The sequence below is a fragment of the Nodosilinea sp. P-1105 genome, from assembly GCF_012911975.1.
In the GTDB taxonomy this organism is placed as follows: Bacteria; Cyanobacteriota; Cyanobacteriia; order Phormidesmidales; family Phormidesmidaceae; genus Nodosilinea.
This window is the reverse complement of the sequence record NZ_SMDQ01000009.1, coordinates 1-14,293: the sequence shown is the minus strand read 5'-3', so window position 1 is coordinate 14,293 and position 14,293 is coordinate 1. Positions and strand designations below refer to the sequence as shown.

The following is a 14,293-nucleotide window of genomic DNA, read 5'->3' as shown; positions in this document are numbered from 1 at the left end:
GGGTCAAAGCTGGGCACAACTCTGGCGCTATGGTGACTGCTACGATCGTTCAGCGCCTTGGGGCAGCGGTAAATTGAGAACAACACCCACAGCCATGACCTGATCGCAGGGCTGCCCGTTCCGGGCCTGAGGACATGAACGCGGAACCCTGGTTATTGTTAAGCGTACCCAGGCGAGATGTACAATTCGCAGCCGTCATATAAACGTTGCCCCCGATCGCAGAAGGATATCTAGCCTAGTGTCTGAACTAGATAGTCGCTGGAATAGGCCAAGGCAAAGGATAATCAATCGTTAAGTAAACCCTATAAGGCGATCAAAGGGTCACTAAAAAACGTATGTTTTCAACAGATGCGATTGAGTTTAAAGCCAGTCTAGATCAGCTCTAACTTGACATTGGCGGTTGCTTGTAGACCCATGCGGCCCTGGACTGGGGAAATCAGCTCAATCATTCTGTTGACGTTTTGCAATAGACCAGCGCTATGGCTTCACCCACAATCGAATCTATCCTGCATGAGAAGCGTCTATTTACGCCTCCCGAGAGTTTTGTCCAGCATGCTGCGATCAAGCACATTGATCAGTATCAAGCGTTAGCAGATCGCGCGGCTAGGGATCCGGCGCAGTTTTGGGCTGAATTGGCGGCTCAAGAACTGCACTGGTTCAAGCCCTGGGATACGGTGCTGAATTGGCAGCCACCTTTTGCCAAGTGGTTCGAGGGAGGCAAAATTAATATTTCTTATAACTGTTTAGATCGTCACCTGACCACGGCCCGCCGGAATAAGGCCGCTTTGATTTGGGAAGGAGAACCTGGGGATAGTCGCACCTTGACCTACGCTCAGCTCCATCGGGAGGTGTGTCAGGTGGCCAATGTGCTGAAGCAATTTGGTATCAAAAAAGGCGATCGCGTGGGTATTTATATGCCCATGGTGCCCGAGGCGGCGATCGCCATGCTGGCCTGTGCTCGCATTGGCGCTCCCCACACCGTTATCTTTGGTGGCTTTAGTGCCGAGGCCCTGAAAGATCGGCTGTTGGACGCCGAAGCCAAGCTGGTGATTACCGCCGATGGCGGCTTCCGCAAGGATAAAACGATTCCCCTCAAGGCGGCTGTGGACGATGCTTTGGCCAACGATGGGGTCCCCAGTGTAGAAAACGTACTGGTGGTCCAGCGCACCAAGGCCGATGTCACCATGGTGCCCAACCGCGATCACTGGTGGCATGAGCTCCAAGCCACCGCATCGCCCCACTGCCCCGCCGAAGAAATGGACGCCGAGGACTTACTATTTATTCTCTACACCAGCGGCACCACCGGAAAACCCAAAGGGGTGGTCCACACCACAGGCGGCTATAACCTGTATACCCACATGACCTTTAAGTGGGCCTTTGACATCAAAGAAACCGATGTGTATTGGTGTACGGCCGATGTCGGCTGGATCACGGGCCACAGCTACATCGTCTATGGCCCCCTGTCGAATGGGGCGACCAGTTTGATGTACGAAGGGGTTCCCCGGCCTTCAAACCCCGGTTGCTTTTGGGATGTGATTGAAAAGTACGGTGTCAACATTTTCTACACAGCCCCCACCGCCATTCGCGCCTTTATCAAAATGGGGGATGAACTACCCAAAGCCCGGGACTTGTCTTCCCTACGGCTGCTCGGCACTGTCGGTGAACCGATTAACCCCGAAGCCTGGATGTGGTACCACCGGGTGGTGGGAGGGGAGCGTTGCCCGATTATTGATACCTGGTGGCAAACGGAAACCGGTGGGTTTATGTTGACTCCATTACCCGGCGCTATCCCCACCAAACCTGGGTCTGCTACGGTTCCCTTTCCTGGCATTTTGGCAGATGTAGTAGACCTGGACGGTAACCCAGTAGCGGCTAACGAGGGCGGTTATCTAGTGATTAAGCACCCTTGGCCCAGCATGATGCGCACAGTTTACGGTAATGACGAGCGCTACCGTCGCACCTATTGGGAGCATATTCCGCCCAAAGACGGTCAGTACCTTTACTTTGCCGGGGATGGGGCTCGCAAGGACGAAGACGGTTACTTTTGGGTGATGGGGCGCGTCGATGATGTGATTAGTGTTTCGGGTCACCGCCTGGGCACGATGGAAATTGAATCGGCTTTGGTGTCTCACCCGGCCGTTGCCGAAGCCGCCGTTGTAGGCCGCAAAGATGAGATTAAAGGAGAAGATATCTTTGCCTTTGTCACCCTAGAGGGGCAGTATACCCCTAGCGATACCCTGAAAGATGAACTGAAGCAACATGTTGTTAAAGAAATTGGGATTATTGCCCGGCCTGGGGAAATTCGCTTTGCGGATGCCCTGCCCAAAACCCGATCAGGCAAGATCATTCGTCGCTTCTTACGCAATCTAGCGAGTGGCGAAGCGGTAGCTGGAGACGCATCCACCATGGAAGATCAAAGCGTTCTTGACATGCTAAGGGAAGGCTAATCGGCGTGACATTTAAGCCGGGGAATTCTGAATAGGCAGGAGTCGGAATCTAGGAGTCAGAACCCAGTCCCTTCTTGTGTTCTGACTCCTGGACCTTTAACCAGCTCAGGGTAGGCTCCTGAATTCTATTACGGGCATAGCTTCCCACCTTAAGGAATACGCCAAAACAAATGGTGTCCTTGTCAGCAGATGGAGAGGTTTGAGATCTTCATCTGTTTTTTTGCTGACAGATTTCTAGCCCATGATTATAATTGATAGGACGAAGCAATCAAACTAGAAAATTCTTTATTCATATTGCGTTAAATCTAAGTCATTCCTCTGCTAGGATTTATACCTGGCAAGTTTGAAAAGTTTTGTACAATTCGGCGTTATACTTTTTCCCCAAGGAACTTCCCTAGTGATGGCAGACAAACCCACCCCCCTGACTGGTAAAGCGCTACTCCAAAAGGTAAAGGAGCTTGCCCATCTATCTAAGCGAGAAACTGCTAAAGAGTGTGGTTATTATACTCTCTCGCAGGAGGGCAAAGCGAGGGTAAACCTGTCTGGGTTTTATGATGCCCTGCTAGAGGCAAAAGGGATTAGCCTCGATCCAGATAGTGGTAAAGATGGTCGTGGTCGTGAACCGACCTATCGCGTCAGTGTCCATAAAAATGGACAAATTGTGATTGGTTCTACCTACACTCAGGAAATGGGGCTCCAATCTGGGGATGAGTTTGAGATTAAGTTGGGCTATAAGCATATTCATCTGAAGCAGTTAGATACTGATTCAGATGAATATGAATAGGGAAATGGTGTCTGTTGTCTTCCTTTGTGAGCTTACTGGCTTTTTTTCTAACTTGGGTAGTTATCGGCTTGCCCGTGGTTGTGGCGATCGCCCGAGCCCGACACATACCCTTAACCTATCCCGTTGCCCCAGACCATAAGCTACTTTTGCTTATTCCCTTCTATGGCCTAGCGCCAGTGGCTGTAGAACTACATCGCCGCTATGGCCCAGGGGCGACGTGGGCTGACTATGGGGCTGACTGGAGCTTTACCCTGGTACTGGGGGCGGCTTTGGGTTTTGGCCTTGGCCTGTTGGGGGTGGTCGCGTTAGTGGGAGGGCAACTGGCCCTGGGCTGGCAGCAGTGGCGTGGCCCAAAGTTCTCCCAGACCGCAGCGACGACTCTGCCCCCCTGGGGGATAGTCCTGGCTCTGTTGCCGTTAACCCTATTCATTGGCTGGGTCGAGGAGTTAATTTTTCGGGGGGTACTCGTGCAGGGCTTAAGGCCTGCCCTCCCCTGGCTAGCCATAGCCGTCTTGGTTAGCGCTGTTTTTGCCCTGTCCCACTTGCTGTGGGATGGACCAGCAGGGGTACCCCAGTTACCAGGATTGGCCCTGATGGGGGCGGTGCTGCTGGTGGCCCGATGGGTCAACGGTGGGTCATTGGGTATACCCTGGGGTCTGCATGCCGGGTGGATCTTTGCGATCGCCCTCGTAGACACCCTAAACCTGGTTACCCCGGCCCCTGCTGCCCCCACCTGGTGGGTCGGTCAACCCGACCAGCCCCTAACTGGCGGAGCTGCCTTAGCCCTATTGGCCATAACTGGTCTGGGCCTTTGGGGCGTTAGCCAGATCGGTTGGCTGAGCCCTGGTTTGGGATAATCATCTTGTGCAGACTCACCATGAAGCCTATCTATGCCCATCTACTACTTTTGGGGTGATGACGACTTTCAGCTACAGGCTGCGGTCAACGACTTGCGCCAAAACACCCTTGCCGCCGACTGGGCTAGTTTTAACTACGATGTCATTGCTACAGATCAACCCAATGATGCTACTCAGGGGTTAAATCAGGCCATGACCCCCCCCTTTGGTTTGGGTCAGCGGCTAGTATGGCTGCAAAATACCTCCCTCGGGCAGCGCTGCCCAGAAGACATGTTGGCCGAGTTTGAGCGCACCCTGCCAGCTCTACCCGAAACCACGGTGCTACTGCTGACTAGCCCCACCAAGCCAGATGGTCGAGCAAAGTTCACCAAACTGCTGAAAAAGTACGGCGAAATTCGAGAATTCACCACGATTCCCCCCTGGAAAAGCGATCTAATTCGTCAGCAGGTGGCAGCGATCGCCCATAAGCAACGAGTCAGCCTGGCCCCTGAAACCGTGGATGTCCTCGCTGAGGCCGTGGGCAATGACACCCGTCAGCTCTATTTAGAACTGGAAAAACTGGCCCTCTACTGGGATCAACCAGCCCAGCCCATTCCCCCGGAGGTGGCGACCAAGCTGGTGACCGTTTCCACCCAAACCAGCCTGAAGTTGGCGGCGGCAATTAAACAGGCCGATACTAGAACCGCCCTGACCCTGGTTGATGACCTGATCAACCGGAACGAGCCCGCCCTCCGGATTGTCGCTACCCTGATTAGCCAGTTTCGGCTTTGGCTCTGGATTAAACTAATGACCGAAATCCGTGGCCAGAGTGATGCGGATATCGCGGCGGCGGCAGAGGTGACTAACCCCAAGCGCATTTACTTTCTCAAGCAGGAAGTGCGATCGCTAACCCTGCCTGCCCTGCAACGAAGTTTACCTTTGCTATTAGAATTAGAATTTGGTTTAAAGTCTGGTAAAGATGAACGAGCAGCCCTACAAACCACAATAATTGAGCTTTGCCAAGGCTTTCGAGCCTAAGGGGGCATCATCCTTGGGCCCAGCGCTAGTGTTTAGCGATGGCCTTTGATCAAGGCAAGGGGGGCAAGGGGGGCAAGGGGGGGGCTCAGCCGCTTGCAGGGGAACTTAGGCTGACTACAATACATCCAGTAGTAAACGCAATCCAGTCGTCAGCCAGCAACAACATAGATCGACAGATCGGCCATGGATTAACAGGGCAGCCCTACACCACACCAACAGCGAGTTATTCCTTCGGAGCACAATTTAAGCCTGGTTAAGGCCAGTACAGGGAGATTATGGTGATGCATTCACAGTCATTATTTAAAGTGCGCTGGGGCCTGGTTCTGGCCTTAGCGGTGGCGTCTGTGGGCGTCGGCGAAATAAGTCGGCCCCTGTCGTCGACCGGTGAGGCGACCTGGACGGTCGGAACCGCCGCCTGGGCTCAAGGGGCCAGCTTTAGCCAAGCTGAAATTGTCGGCTATGCCGCCTCAGTGCTGGAGATGGATGGCTATAGAACCGAAGCCTACAATCAAATTCAGGCCTTGTTGGCCAATACGAATCACAATATCAACACCATCGACATGAGCTGCACTAGCACCGCGTCGTTAAACCAGTTACCGCGCAACCTCCGGGGCAACATTCGCACGATTGTGGTGAATTACTGTAACGAAGCCAGTGCGATCGTCCAGTCCCACGGGCTGACCATCCGCCAGTTCAACGCCATCACCGCTGCCCATCCTGAGGATCCAGCCCTAGCGGAACAAATCCGCACAGCCCTGATTCAACTTCAGCAGCAGGGCAATAGCCGCCCTCGTAATGGGGCTTCCCAATAATGCAGTTTATCGATCAGGCTGAAGTTGACGTCATTGCCGGGGATGGGGGTGACGGTATTGTTGCTTTTCGCCGGGAAAAGTATGTTCCTGCTGGTGGCCCTGCGGGGGGTAACGGTGGGCCTGGCGGATCGATCTACCTGAGGGCGGTGACCCGTCTCCAGACGTTACTGGACTTCCGCTATGCCCATCGATTTAAGGCTGGGAATGGCCAGCGAGGCGGTCCTAAGAACATGACTGGAGCGGCTGGTGATGACCTGCACTTAGACGTGCCCTGCGGAACGGTGGTTTACGATGCCACCACCCAGGAGTTACTGGGGGATTTAGTGACGCCTGATCAGGTGCTGCTAGTGGCCCAAGGGGGTAAAGGGGGACTCGGCAATCGTCACTTCCTTAGTAATCGCAACCGTGCCCCAGAACATGCACTGCCAGGACTCCCTGGAGAAGAACGACGGATTCGGTTAGAGCTCAAGCTATTGGCGGAAGTGGGGATTATTGGGCTGCCCAATGCTGGTAAATCCACCCTGATTGCAGCCTTGTCAGCCGCCCGACCCAAAATTGCTGACTATCCGTTTACCACCCTGATACCCAATTTGGGGGTAGTGCGCCGTCCCACTGGAGACGGCACTGTGTTTGCCGATATTCCCGGCTTGATTGAAGGAGCCCATACCGGCTTAGGGCTGGGTCACGAATTTTTGCGCCACATTGAGCGTACGCGCCTGTTGCTGCATGTGGTTGACGCCACGGCTGAGGACCCAATTGAGAATTACCACATTATTCAGCAAGAGCTACAGGCCTATGGCCATACCCTGGCCGAGCGTCCCCAAATTTTGGCCCTAAATAAAATCGATGCCCTAGATAGTGCCACCCAAGCTGACCTGGTGGCCGCATTGCAGGCTGAAACGGATACTTCTGTCCATGGCATTTCAGCGGTCACCGGGGCTGGCCTACAGCCGATGCTGCAACACATTTGGGATACGCTGGACCCAGCTATCATCTAGTACTGCCTGGCAGACCTATAACTGCCGTTGCTGAAGGTGTCAGGCTCTAGGTGTCAGGTATCGGGAATGGTTGGGCCGACTTATGCCGCAGGATACTAGCTTTACCAAAGCTTCTTATCGGCGCAATCCCCCTTGGTATCGTCCTTAGGGGCTACATAGATTGACTGGCAAGGCTTTAACCCCATGTTCTGGGACTAAAAGTCGTTGCTTACCGCTGGCTTCCGGGCATTCTAAGCCTGTATCCCTTAAGAGTGTTGTATTGGCCATGAGCCCTTCCCTATCGAACGTTGCGGCCGGTAGCCTACCAGTACAGTCGTGGCCTTGCTGCCCATTACCAGAAACGGCCTTGGCCGAGCGTCAGCACCATCGTTTAGCTTGTTTAGCGGCCCTAGGGTTAGACAACAACCGTAGCGTGGCCAGCTTTGAAGAGGCGGCCCAAATTGCGGCCCGCTATCTTCAGGTGCCTGTGGCATGGGTGAGCGTCGCGGATGGAACGACTGAGTACATTAAAGGAGCCTATGGTTTGTCCCAGTTTGGGCTTACCCATCCATTGCTGTTGCATCGTCAAATGCCCTTAGGGGAAGGCCTGAGTCATTATGTGCTCGCCAGCCACCAGCCCCTCGTTTTACCAGATCTTACCCTGCACTCTACTTTGGCCCAGGCCCCACTAGTGGCAAGTCAGGGGTTGATCACCTATGGCGCTGTCCCTTTAATCACCAGTGATCAGCAGTGTGTGGGCACCCTGGCGATTATGGATGTTAAGCCCCATTCCCTGACGGAGCGTGACATGAGTTTCTTAACGATGACGGCCCGATGGGCCATGGGAGACTATGAACGCAGCCAGGGGGGTCAACCCAGGGGGACTGCAGCGGTGACCAGTGGGGTGGATAGCCAGGCGCGATCGCCCATCGACAGCATTCAGTTACATCTGATCAGCCAACTCACTCAAGATTTACGCAGCCCATTGACCGCTGTGCTGGGGATGGCCAGTATGCTAAGGCGCGAAATCTATGGCCCCCTTACTCCCAAACAGCGGGAGTACACCGAAATTGTTTGCACCAGCAGCCAAACCCTGATGACCCTGGTGGGTGAGATCATCGAGCTCAGTGGCTTAACGGCCCAGTCGATCCAGCTAGCGCCCACCTCTGTGGACATCCAGTACCTGAGCCAGCTGGTACTGGCAACGCTACATCCCTTAGCTGAAAAACGGGCGCAAACCCTAGAGCTCACCATAGAACCCCACGAGCACCAGTGGATTCTAGACAAAGCTATGGCTAAACAAGTGCTGTATCACCTAGTCTTTAGTGTCATGCAGCTGGCTGGGGAGAATAGCACCATTCGCGTCCATGCTTCCCGCAAGGGAGCCTATTTAGCCTTAGCTGTTTGGCTGGCCAATCCCTGGCTCGGAGAGGGACTGCCCGCTGCTATCGTTGAGTTTTGTCAAGCCCTCAGCCAAGCCCCCAACCCCAAAGCCCCACCCACAATTCAAGCCCCCCTGGTAGCCAATGGCCTATCCCCTGATGTATCCGTAGATGTTCAGGGGTTGCTGCTCAGCCAGTATTTGGCCCAGCAACAGCATGGTCAATTTCAACTCCATGGCGGCCCTGATGTGGGCCATCGAATTGTGGTGTTATTGCCAAATTTAGAGGCTTCTAGTGGGCGCACGGAAGGACGAATAGAGCCACCGGCTGAGGCGACCCTCAGCTCAGATGTGGCGGTAGAAGGCTTAAGTCGCACCCCTTCCCCCTTTGGACTGATATGATCTCCATCAGAACAAATCCCGACGGGAGATAGAGTTGTGCGAGACATTTTAATTAGTTTTGGCGTGCTGGCGGCATGCTGTCTGGTGCTAATAGTCGCCCAGTTTACCAGTCCCCAACCCGAGGCGATCGCCGATCAGCTAAACCAAGCCGCCCCCATCGAGGCCTCAACCCCAGCTGAGGATCAGGGGGTTATGCTAGCCCAAGCTGACGCCTTAGAATCCCCTACAGAATCCCTTACCGAGACCACCTCCCCGATGGCCGACGACGCATTGATTACCACTGATTCTGGTTTACAGTATGCCGATGTGGTGGAAGGTACAGGGGCGATGCCCCAGCCAGGGCAACGGGTGACTGTGCACTACACGGGTACCCTGGAAGACGGTACGAAGTTTGACAGCTCTCGCGATCGCGGTCGTCCCTTTAGCTTTCAAATTGGCGTCGGCCAGGTGATCAAAGGCTGGGATGAAGGGGTCGCCACCATGCGGGTCGGTGGCCAGCGCAAGCTTGTTATCCCCCCCGAATTAGGCTACGGCAGCCGAGGTGCCGGCGGCGTAATTCCACCCAATGCCACCTTGTTGTTTGATGTAGAACTGCTGCGCATTGGCTAGGGCCAGGAAGGCAGAGGGCAGAGGGCCTACTAAGTACACATAAGTTCTGAGACCCTTGTGGGCAGGGCTTTCCCTCCATCCCCCAGCCCCTTCCTCCCAAAACCTACTAAGTACACATAAGTCCTGAGCCCCTTGTGGGCAGAGCTTTCCCTCCATCCCCCAGCCCCTTCCTCCCAAAACGGGAGGAAGGGGAGCCGGAAACAGCCAGAAATGCTTGTCTTGCCTCCCCCTCTCCCATTTTTGGGAGAGGGGGACTGAGGGGGTGAGGGCCAAGATGTGTGTACTTAGTAGTCCCCCAAAACGGGAGGAAGGGGGGCCGGAAACAGACCGTTAGTTAGGGTTCCAGGGCATCTGTCTAGATGTCCTGGGGCACGGATATTACATGTTATTGCGAGGTTACGGAATTACCAGGATAGGTTGGAAGTCACCGGGGAAAACTACAGCAATAGTAATTCTTCCTTACCCGGCTTATGAGCGAATACACAGGTATGACTCCCACCGTGATCATTGGCCTGGGGGGCACTGGCAAAGAGATTTTAATCAAAATTCGTCGCATGATTGTGGAGCAGTATGGCTCCCTCGATGCCCTGCCCATTGTCTCCTTTCTCCACATTGATACCGAACAGAATGCTCGGGTCTCTGAGGCGCAGACCGTTCTCAAGCAAGACATTTCCCTGCGCCCGATTGAGCAGGTGTGGGCCAAGGTGGAAGATGCCAAGGCGATTCTGAATAAGCTCTCGGCCTATAGCTATTTAGATGATTGGTTTCCCAGCGAGCTCAAGGGCACCGATTCCATTTTGGCCGGGGCCGGTCAAATTCGTGCCCTGGGGCGATTTGCCTTTAGCCTCAACTATCCGCTGATTAAGGACTATTTCAATAAAGCCAAAGGGCGGATCGTTGGCCATGAGAAATTCATGCTCGATCGATGGAAGGTGCAGCTCGATAAGGGCATCAACATTTTCGTGGTCTGCTCCCTATCGGGGGGGACAGGGTCCGGCATGGTGCTGGATTTGGCCTACAACCTACGGGACTGGGTGCCCATTTCCGAGCTCCCCCAGACCAGTGCCTTTCTGGTGCTACCGGGGGCATTTTCGGGCCTGGGCGATCGCGTTATTGCCAACGCCTACGCCGCCCTGATGGAGCTAAACCACTACAGCCGGGGCGACACCCGCTTTGACGTGCAGTATAGCGACAGCCAGAGCGATCGCATCACCAGCCAGAGCGGCCTGGATACCCCCTTCAACTTCACCTACCTGGTGGGCAACAGCAACGACAAAGTCACCTTCCCCACCCTAGGCGATGTGCTGGAGATGGTGTCCCAGAACGTGTTTTTGGACTTCACCTCCGGCTTTAGCCAGTACAAAAAGCTGGTGCGCGACAACGTCCGCAAACACTGGGCCAGCGCCGACGCCCTGGGCTACCCCCAGAACTTCATGAGCTTTGGCCTCTCTAGCGTCCAGTTTCCGGTGGAGCGAGTGCTAAATGCCTGCTCGGCCCGACTGGCGGGCAAGCTGGTGGACTGGTGGAGCAACCCCACCCCGGCTCCCTCGGCGATGTCCGACCTGATTCGCACCGAGATTTTGCCGGGGCTGTTTCTGGCGGAATCCGAGCACGACCACCAGATCATCGACAGCATCAGCATGGGCGACAACAAAAAGCCCTACGCTAAGGAAGTCGCCGACTGGGTGGCCAGCATCCGCAAACGCCGCAACGACCTGAACATCCCCTTCGAGAACCTGCAACGGTTCATCTCCAACGAGCAGGAGAAGTACGCCCCCCACTTCCACGACACCGGCACCGACCCCAAGCGCTGGAGCGACTACTTCCAAAAAATGTGGGACAACCTCACCTGGCTGATCCCCGAAAAGCGCCAGGAACTGCGAACAGCGGTGTACCAAATGGTAGAAGACCGCTTCCGGGGGCCAAAGTTTACCCGGCAGTTTTTGGAAGTGCTGATCGAGGTGTTTGCCGACTTCCGCAGTAAGTTCGACCAAGAGCGGCAAAAATACTGGCTGCCCCGGGAACGATCGGCCCAAAACGCCCTGCAAACCCTGCTGAAGCAGATCGACAACCACGCCCGGCAGATGATGATGCTCAACCGTAAGAAAGTCATCGAAGACGACTTTCAGGGCATTATGCAGGCCCTGGAGCAGATCTATGTATCCAAGGTCGAAGTCAAGGCCCGTACCCTGGGGGTAATGCTGCTAGACGGCCTGCGGGAAGAAATCGACCAGCTTTTGGTCGACCTGACCGCCTTTGAAGCGGTCCTAGCCAACCTGCAAACCGAATTACGGGATAAAGAGCGGGTCTACACCCGCGAAACCAGAGGTCTGACCGTCAACGGCATTTTACTCTACGACGAAAAGGAAATCGACGCCGCCTACCGCAAAACCGTCGCTGACCAGGAAGAAACCCTCTGCCAGACCCTCTCCCAGCAGGTGCTGGAAGACCTGCGCCTGCGCCTGTTCGACCTCTACCTCTTCGACGCCCTCAAGACCAAAGACCTCTACGGACGACTGCTAGGCCAGGCCATGGAGGTGTTCCGCCGCCGCAGCCAGCTCGACATTTCCACCGCCCGCAAGTTCCTGGAACAATACCCCACCGTGGAAATGCAGGAAGCCCAGATCAAAACCACCTTCGAGAAGTCGGAACCCTTCCTGCGCCTTAGCCAGGAGCAAAAGAAACTGGGCTGGGACGACAAGCTGGAGAAGTACCAAAAACTGGTGGGCATCCAGGGGGGCAGCAAACCCACCGACCCCGCCGTCTCGGCCCTGCTGCCGATGATCCGCAAAACCAGCACCGTCACCGACAAGGAAATTCGTCCCCTCAACGACCCCTACCATGTCTACTTTGTCCAGGAAACCGGAGCCTTCCCCCTGCGGTTGATTGAGGGGATGGAACGGATGCGATCGCTCTACCGCGCCGTGGCCCAGGCCGACCACAACCCCCTGCATACCCACCAGGACTACCGCCAGTTTGGCGACATCATGCCCGAAACCAGCAACGAACGCCAGGCCCGCTACAACCTGATGCTGGCCAATGCCCTGGGCCTGGTGCGCCGGGAAGACAACCGAGTCACCGGCTTTGCCGAGGTCAAATTCACCTACCGCGACAAACTCACTGGCTTCAATAAAACCGATGTGATGGGGGCCACCTGGCAGGAAGCCGAGGACTTTTTGCTTACCGACCAAAACCGCAAACTAGCCGAAACCCTGGACACCAGCATTCGGACCATCGGCGAGCAGGCCGCCACCAAACCCCAAAAGCAGGCCCTCTATGCCCAGGTGATGGCTTACCTACAAGAGCAACAGCAAACGATTCCCGGCGGCACCGACAGCGAGGAGTATAAGCGCATCCAGGCTGCGATCGCTGACTTCGTCACCACCCACCGCTTGTTTATTCCTAGCGACACCCCCCAACCCATCACCATCCCCACCCCGGTTGCTTCCCCCTCTCCCCCTCCCTCCCCATCTCCCCAATCAAGTTCAAAATTCAAAATTCAAAATTCAGAACTTAATCCCCCCGCCCTCGACTCCGAAAACCTGGCCAAGTACGCCAAGCTGGTGGAAACCTGCTACCGACGCGGCACCCCCTCCACCACGGAGCTGGAGCTGCTGGAGAAGTTTCGGGTGAAGTACGGGGTTTCGGTGGAACAGGCCAACGCGATCGCGGCCCAATACCAACCCCAAGACACCCTGGAACGGGCGTCGCAAGTAGTGGGGGGAGGGCAACTGTTCTATAAAAGAAGAGGGATGGTGGTGACCATCCCTGCCGAATTAAAACAATACGTTGACTATAGATCTTTTAGACTCTCCTTGCCTAGCTGAGGCTCCGAGGCTCTTATGGCGCCAACGCTTGCGCGATGCCGCTAGCCTGAGTGCCCTGGTGTGGATTGGCTTCGAAATCGGGTTATGGCTGGCACGAGGGATCGTTGAGCAAGAGCTGGAGCGGCGTGCCCAGGCCCCGACCTCGTGGCCAGAGTGCCCTCACTGCGGGCGACGATTACACAGTAAAGGCTTCCGAGCCCGTCAATTGACCACTTGGCTGGGGACGATTCGCTGGCGACGGCGAGTAGGGCGCTGTCCTGGACACTGTGACGGGGTTCAAGCCATGCCGTTAGACGAAGCGTTGGGGGTGCAGCCTTACCAACATATCTCGGTCGAAGTCGAACGGTTGGGTTGTTTGCTGAGTCTGTTTTTGCCCTTTGAGTTGGCATCTGAGTTGATGCGTCAGATGAGTGGAGTATCGGTGTCCAGTTCGAGTCTGTGGCAGTGGGTTCAACGCCGGGGCCAGCAAGCGGTCGAGCAGCTAGAGCGCCAACTCAGCCACCTGGCCAATGGGGGCAACATCGAACCGGATGACCTGGACGAGGCTGTGGCCCAGATGGCACTGGTAATGGCGGCCGATGGCGTTATGGTGCCGATACGACCGCAGGTGGGAACCTCCCAGGGCAAAACCCGATGGCTGGAAGTCAAAGTCGCGGTGCTCGCCCGCTTAGGGCAACGGGTCACCCGCTCAGGGCGCAGTGTCACTCAGCTGTATCACCGACGATTAGTCGCCGTTTTGGGGTCGATTGAGGAGCTTGCCCCTCGATTACAGCTCGAAGCTTTGCGGCAGGGCCTGCTCAGTGCCCCCAAGGTGGTTTGGCTCAGTGACGGGGGCAAAGGCTTTTGGCGGCTCTATCGGCACTACTTTGCCACCTATGCCGTAGCCATTCTCGATTTCTACCATGCGGCCAGTCATCTCTGGCGAGCCGCAGCCGCCTGGTTGGATGGTCGCACCTCCTCAGCCAAGTGGTGTTTTCAGCGCTGGCGTCATCTCCTGCGACATGGTGGAGACCGACAGCTCCTGCGCGAACTGACCCGCTTAATTCAACGCGATGAGCTCACCCCGTCGAGCCGAAAAACCCTAATCCAGGTGCAGCAGTATCTCCAAGACCATCGCTCACACATTCACTATCACGACTATGCTCAACAGGAGCTCCCCTTGGGCTCTGGGATTGTCGAG

General features: G+C 55.6%; 10 protein-coding genes. All 10 read left to right on the top strand.

Annotated features, from left to right (window positions below; all coding sequences use genetic code 11):
- Nucleotides 1–479: 479 nt before the first annotated feature.
- Complete coding sequence (acs, locus tag E1H13_RS05860; protein WP_169612476.1) at nt 480–2,447, top strand: acetate--CoA ligase; 1,968 nt, start codon at nt 480–482, stop codon at nt 2,445–2,447.
- A gap of 400 nt (nt 2,448–2,847) precedes the next feature.
- Complete coding sequence (locus tag E1H13_RS05855; protein ID WP_169612475.1) at nt 2,848–3,231, top strand: AbrB family transcriptional regulator; 384 nt, start codon at nt 2,848–2,850, stop codon at nt 3,229–3,231.
- Nucleotides 3,232–3,257: 26 nt separating this feature from the next.
- Entirely contained in the window at nt 3,258–4,088 is an 831-nt protein-coding gene (locus E1H13_RS05850) for a CPBP family intramembrane glutamic endopeptidase (RefSeq protein ID WP_206070098.1), read from the top strand.
- Nucleotides 4,089–4,121: 33 nt separating this feature from the next.
- Complete coding sequence (gene holA, locus E1H13_RS05845; protein ID WP_169612473.1) at nt 4,122–5,105, top strand: DNA polymerase III subunit delta; 984 nt, start codon at nt 4,122–4,124, stop codon at nt 5,103–5,105.
- A gap of 281 nt (nt 5,106–5,386) precedes the next feature.
- Nucleotides 5,387–5,917 (top strand): DUF4168 domain-containing protein, encoded by a 531-nt coding sequence (locus E1H13_RS05840; protein WP_169612472.1) that lies wholly within the window; start codon nt 5,387–5,389, stop codon nt 5,915–5,917.
- Nucleotides 5,917–6,915, top strand: a complete 999-nt coding sequence (obgE, locus tag E1H13_RS05835; RefSeq protein WP_169612471.1) for a GTPase ObgE — start codon at nt 5,917–5,919, stop codon at nt 6,913–6,915. The genes E1H13_RS05840 and obgE overlap by 1 nt, the downstream gene beginning before the upstream one ends.
- A 346-nt stretch (nt 6,916–7,261) precedes the next feature.
- Entirely contained in the window at nt 7,262–8,677 is a 1,416-nt protein-coding gene (locus E1H13_RS05830) for a GAF domain-containing sensor histidine kinase (protein ID WP_169612470.1), read from the top strand.
- Between the two features lie 36 nt (nt 8,678–8,713).
- Complete coding sequence (locus E1H13_RS05825) at nt 8,714–9,286, top strand: FKBP-type peptidyl-prolyl cis-trans isomerase (RefSeq protein WP_169612469.1); 573 nt, start codon at nt 8,714–8,716, stop codon at nt 9,284–9,286.
- 470 nt (nt 9,287–9,756) lie between these two features.
- The gene (locus E1H13_RS05820; protein ID WP_240966486.1) at nt 9,757–13,113 is read left to right on the top strand and encodes a tubulin-like doman-containing protein; all 3,357 of its coding nucleotides are present in this window, start codon (nt 9,757–9,759) and stop codon (nt 13,111–13,113) included.
- The coding region (locus tag E1H13_RS05815; protein ID WP_240966485.1) for an ISKra4 family transposase at nt 13,076–14,293 on the top strand (1,218 nt) is incomplete at its 3' end. The genes E1H13_RS05820 and E1H13_RS05815, both read left to right, overlap by 38 nt.

Coding starts and splice junctions, on each gene's coding strand:
- acs (WP_169612476.1), top strand. CDS start 480: ATGGCTTCACCCACAATCGAATCTATCCTGCATGAGAAGCGTCTATTT.
- E1H13_RS05855 (WP_169612475.1), top strand. CDS start 2,848: ATGGCAGACAAACCCACCCCCCTGACTGGTAAAGCGCTACTCCAAAAG.
- holA (WP_169612473.1), top strand. CDS start 4,122: ATGCCCATCTACTACTTTTGGGGTGATGACGACTTTCAGCTACAGGCT.
- E1H13_RS05840 (WP_169612472.1), top strand. CDS start 5,387: ATGCATTCACAGTCATTATTTAAAGTGCGCTGGGGCCTGGTTCTGGCC.
- obgE (WP_169612471.1), top strand. CDS start 5,917: ATGCAGTTTATCGATCAGGCTGAAGTTGACGTCATTGCCGGGGATGGG.
- E1H13_RS05820 (WP_240966486.1), top strand. CDS start 9,757: ATGAGCGAATACACAGGTATGACTCCCACCGTGATCATTGGCCTGGGG.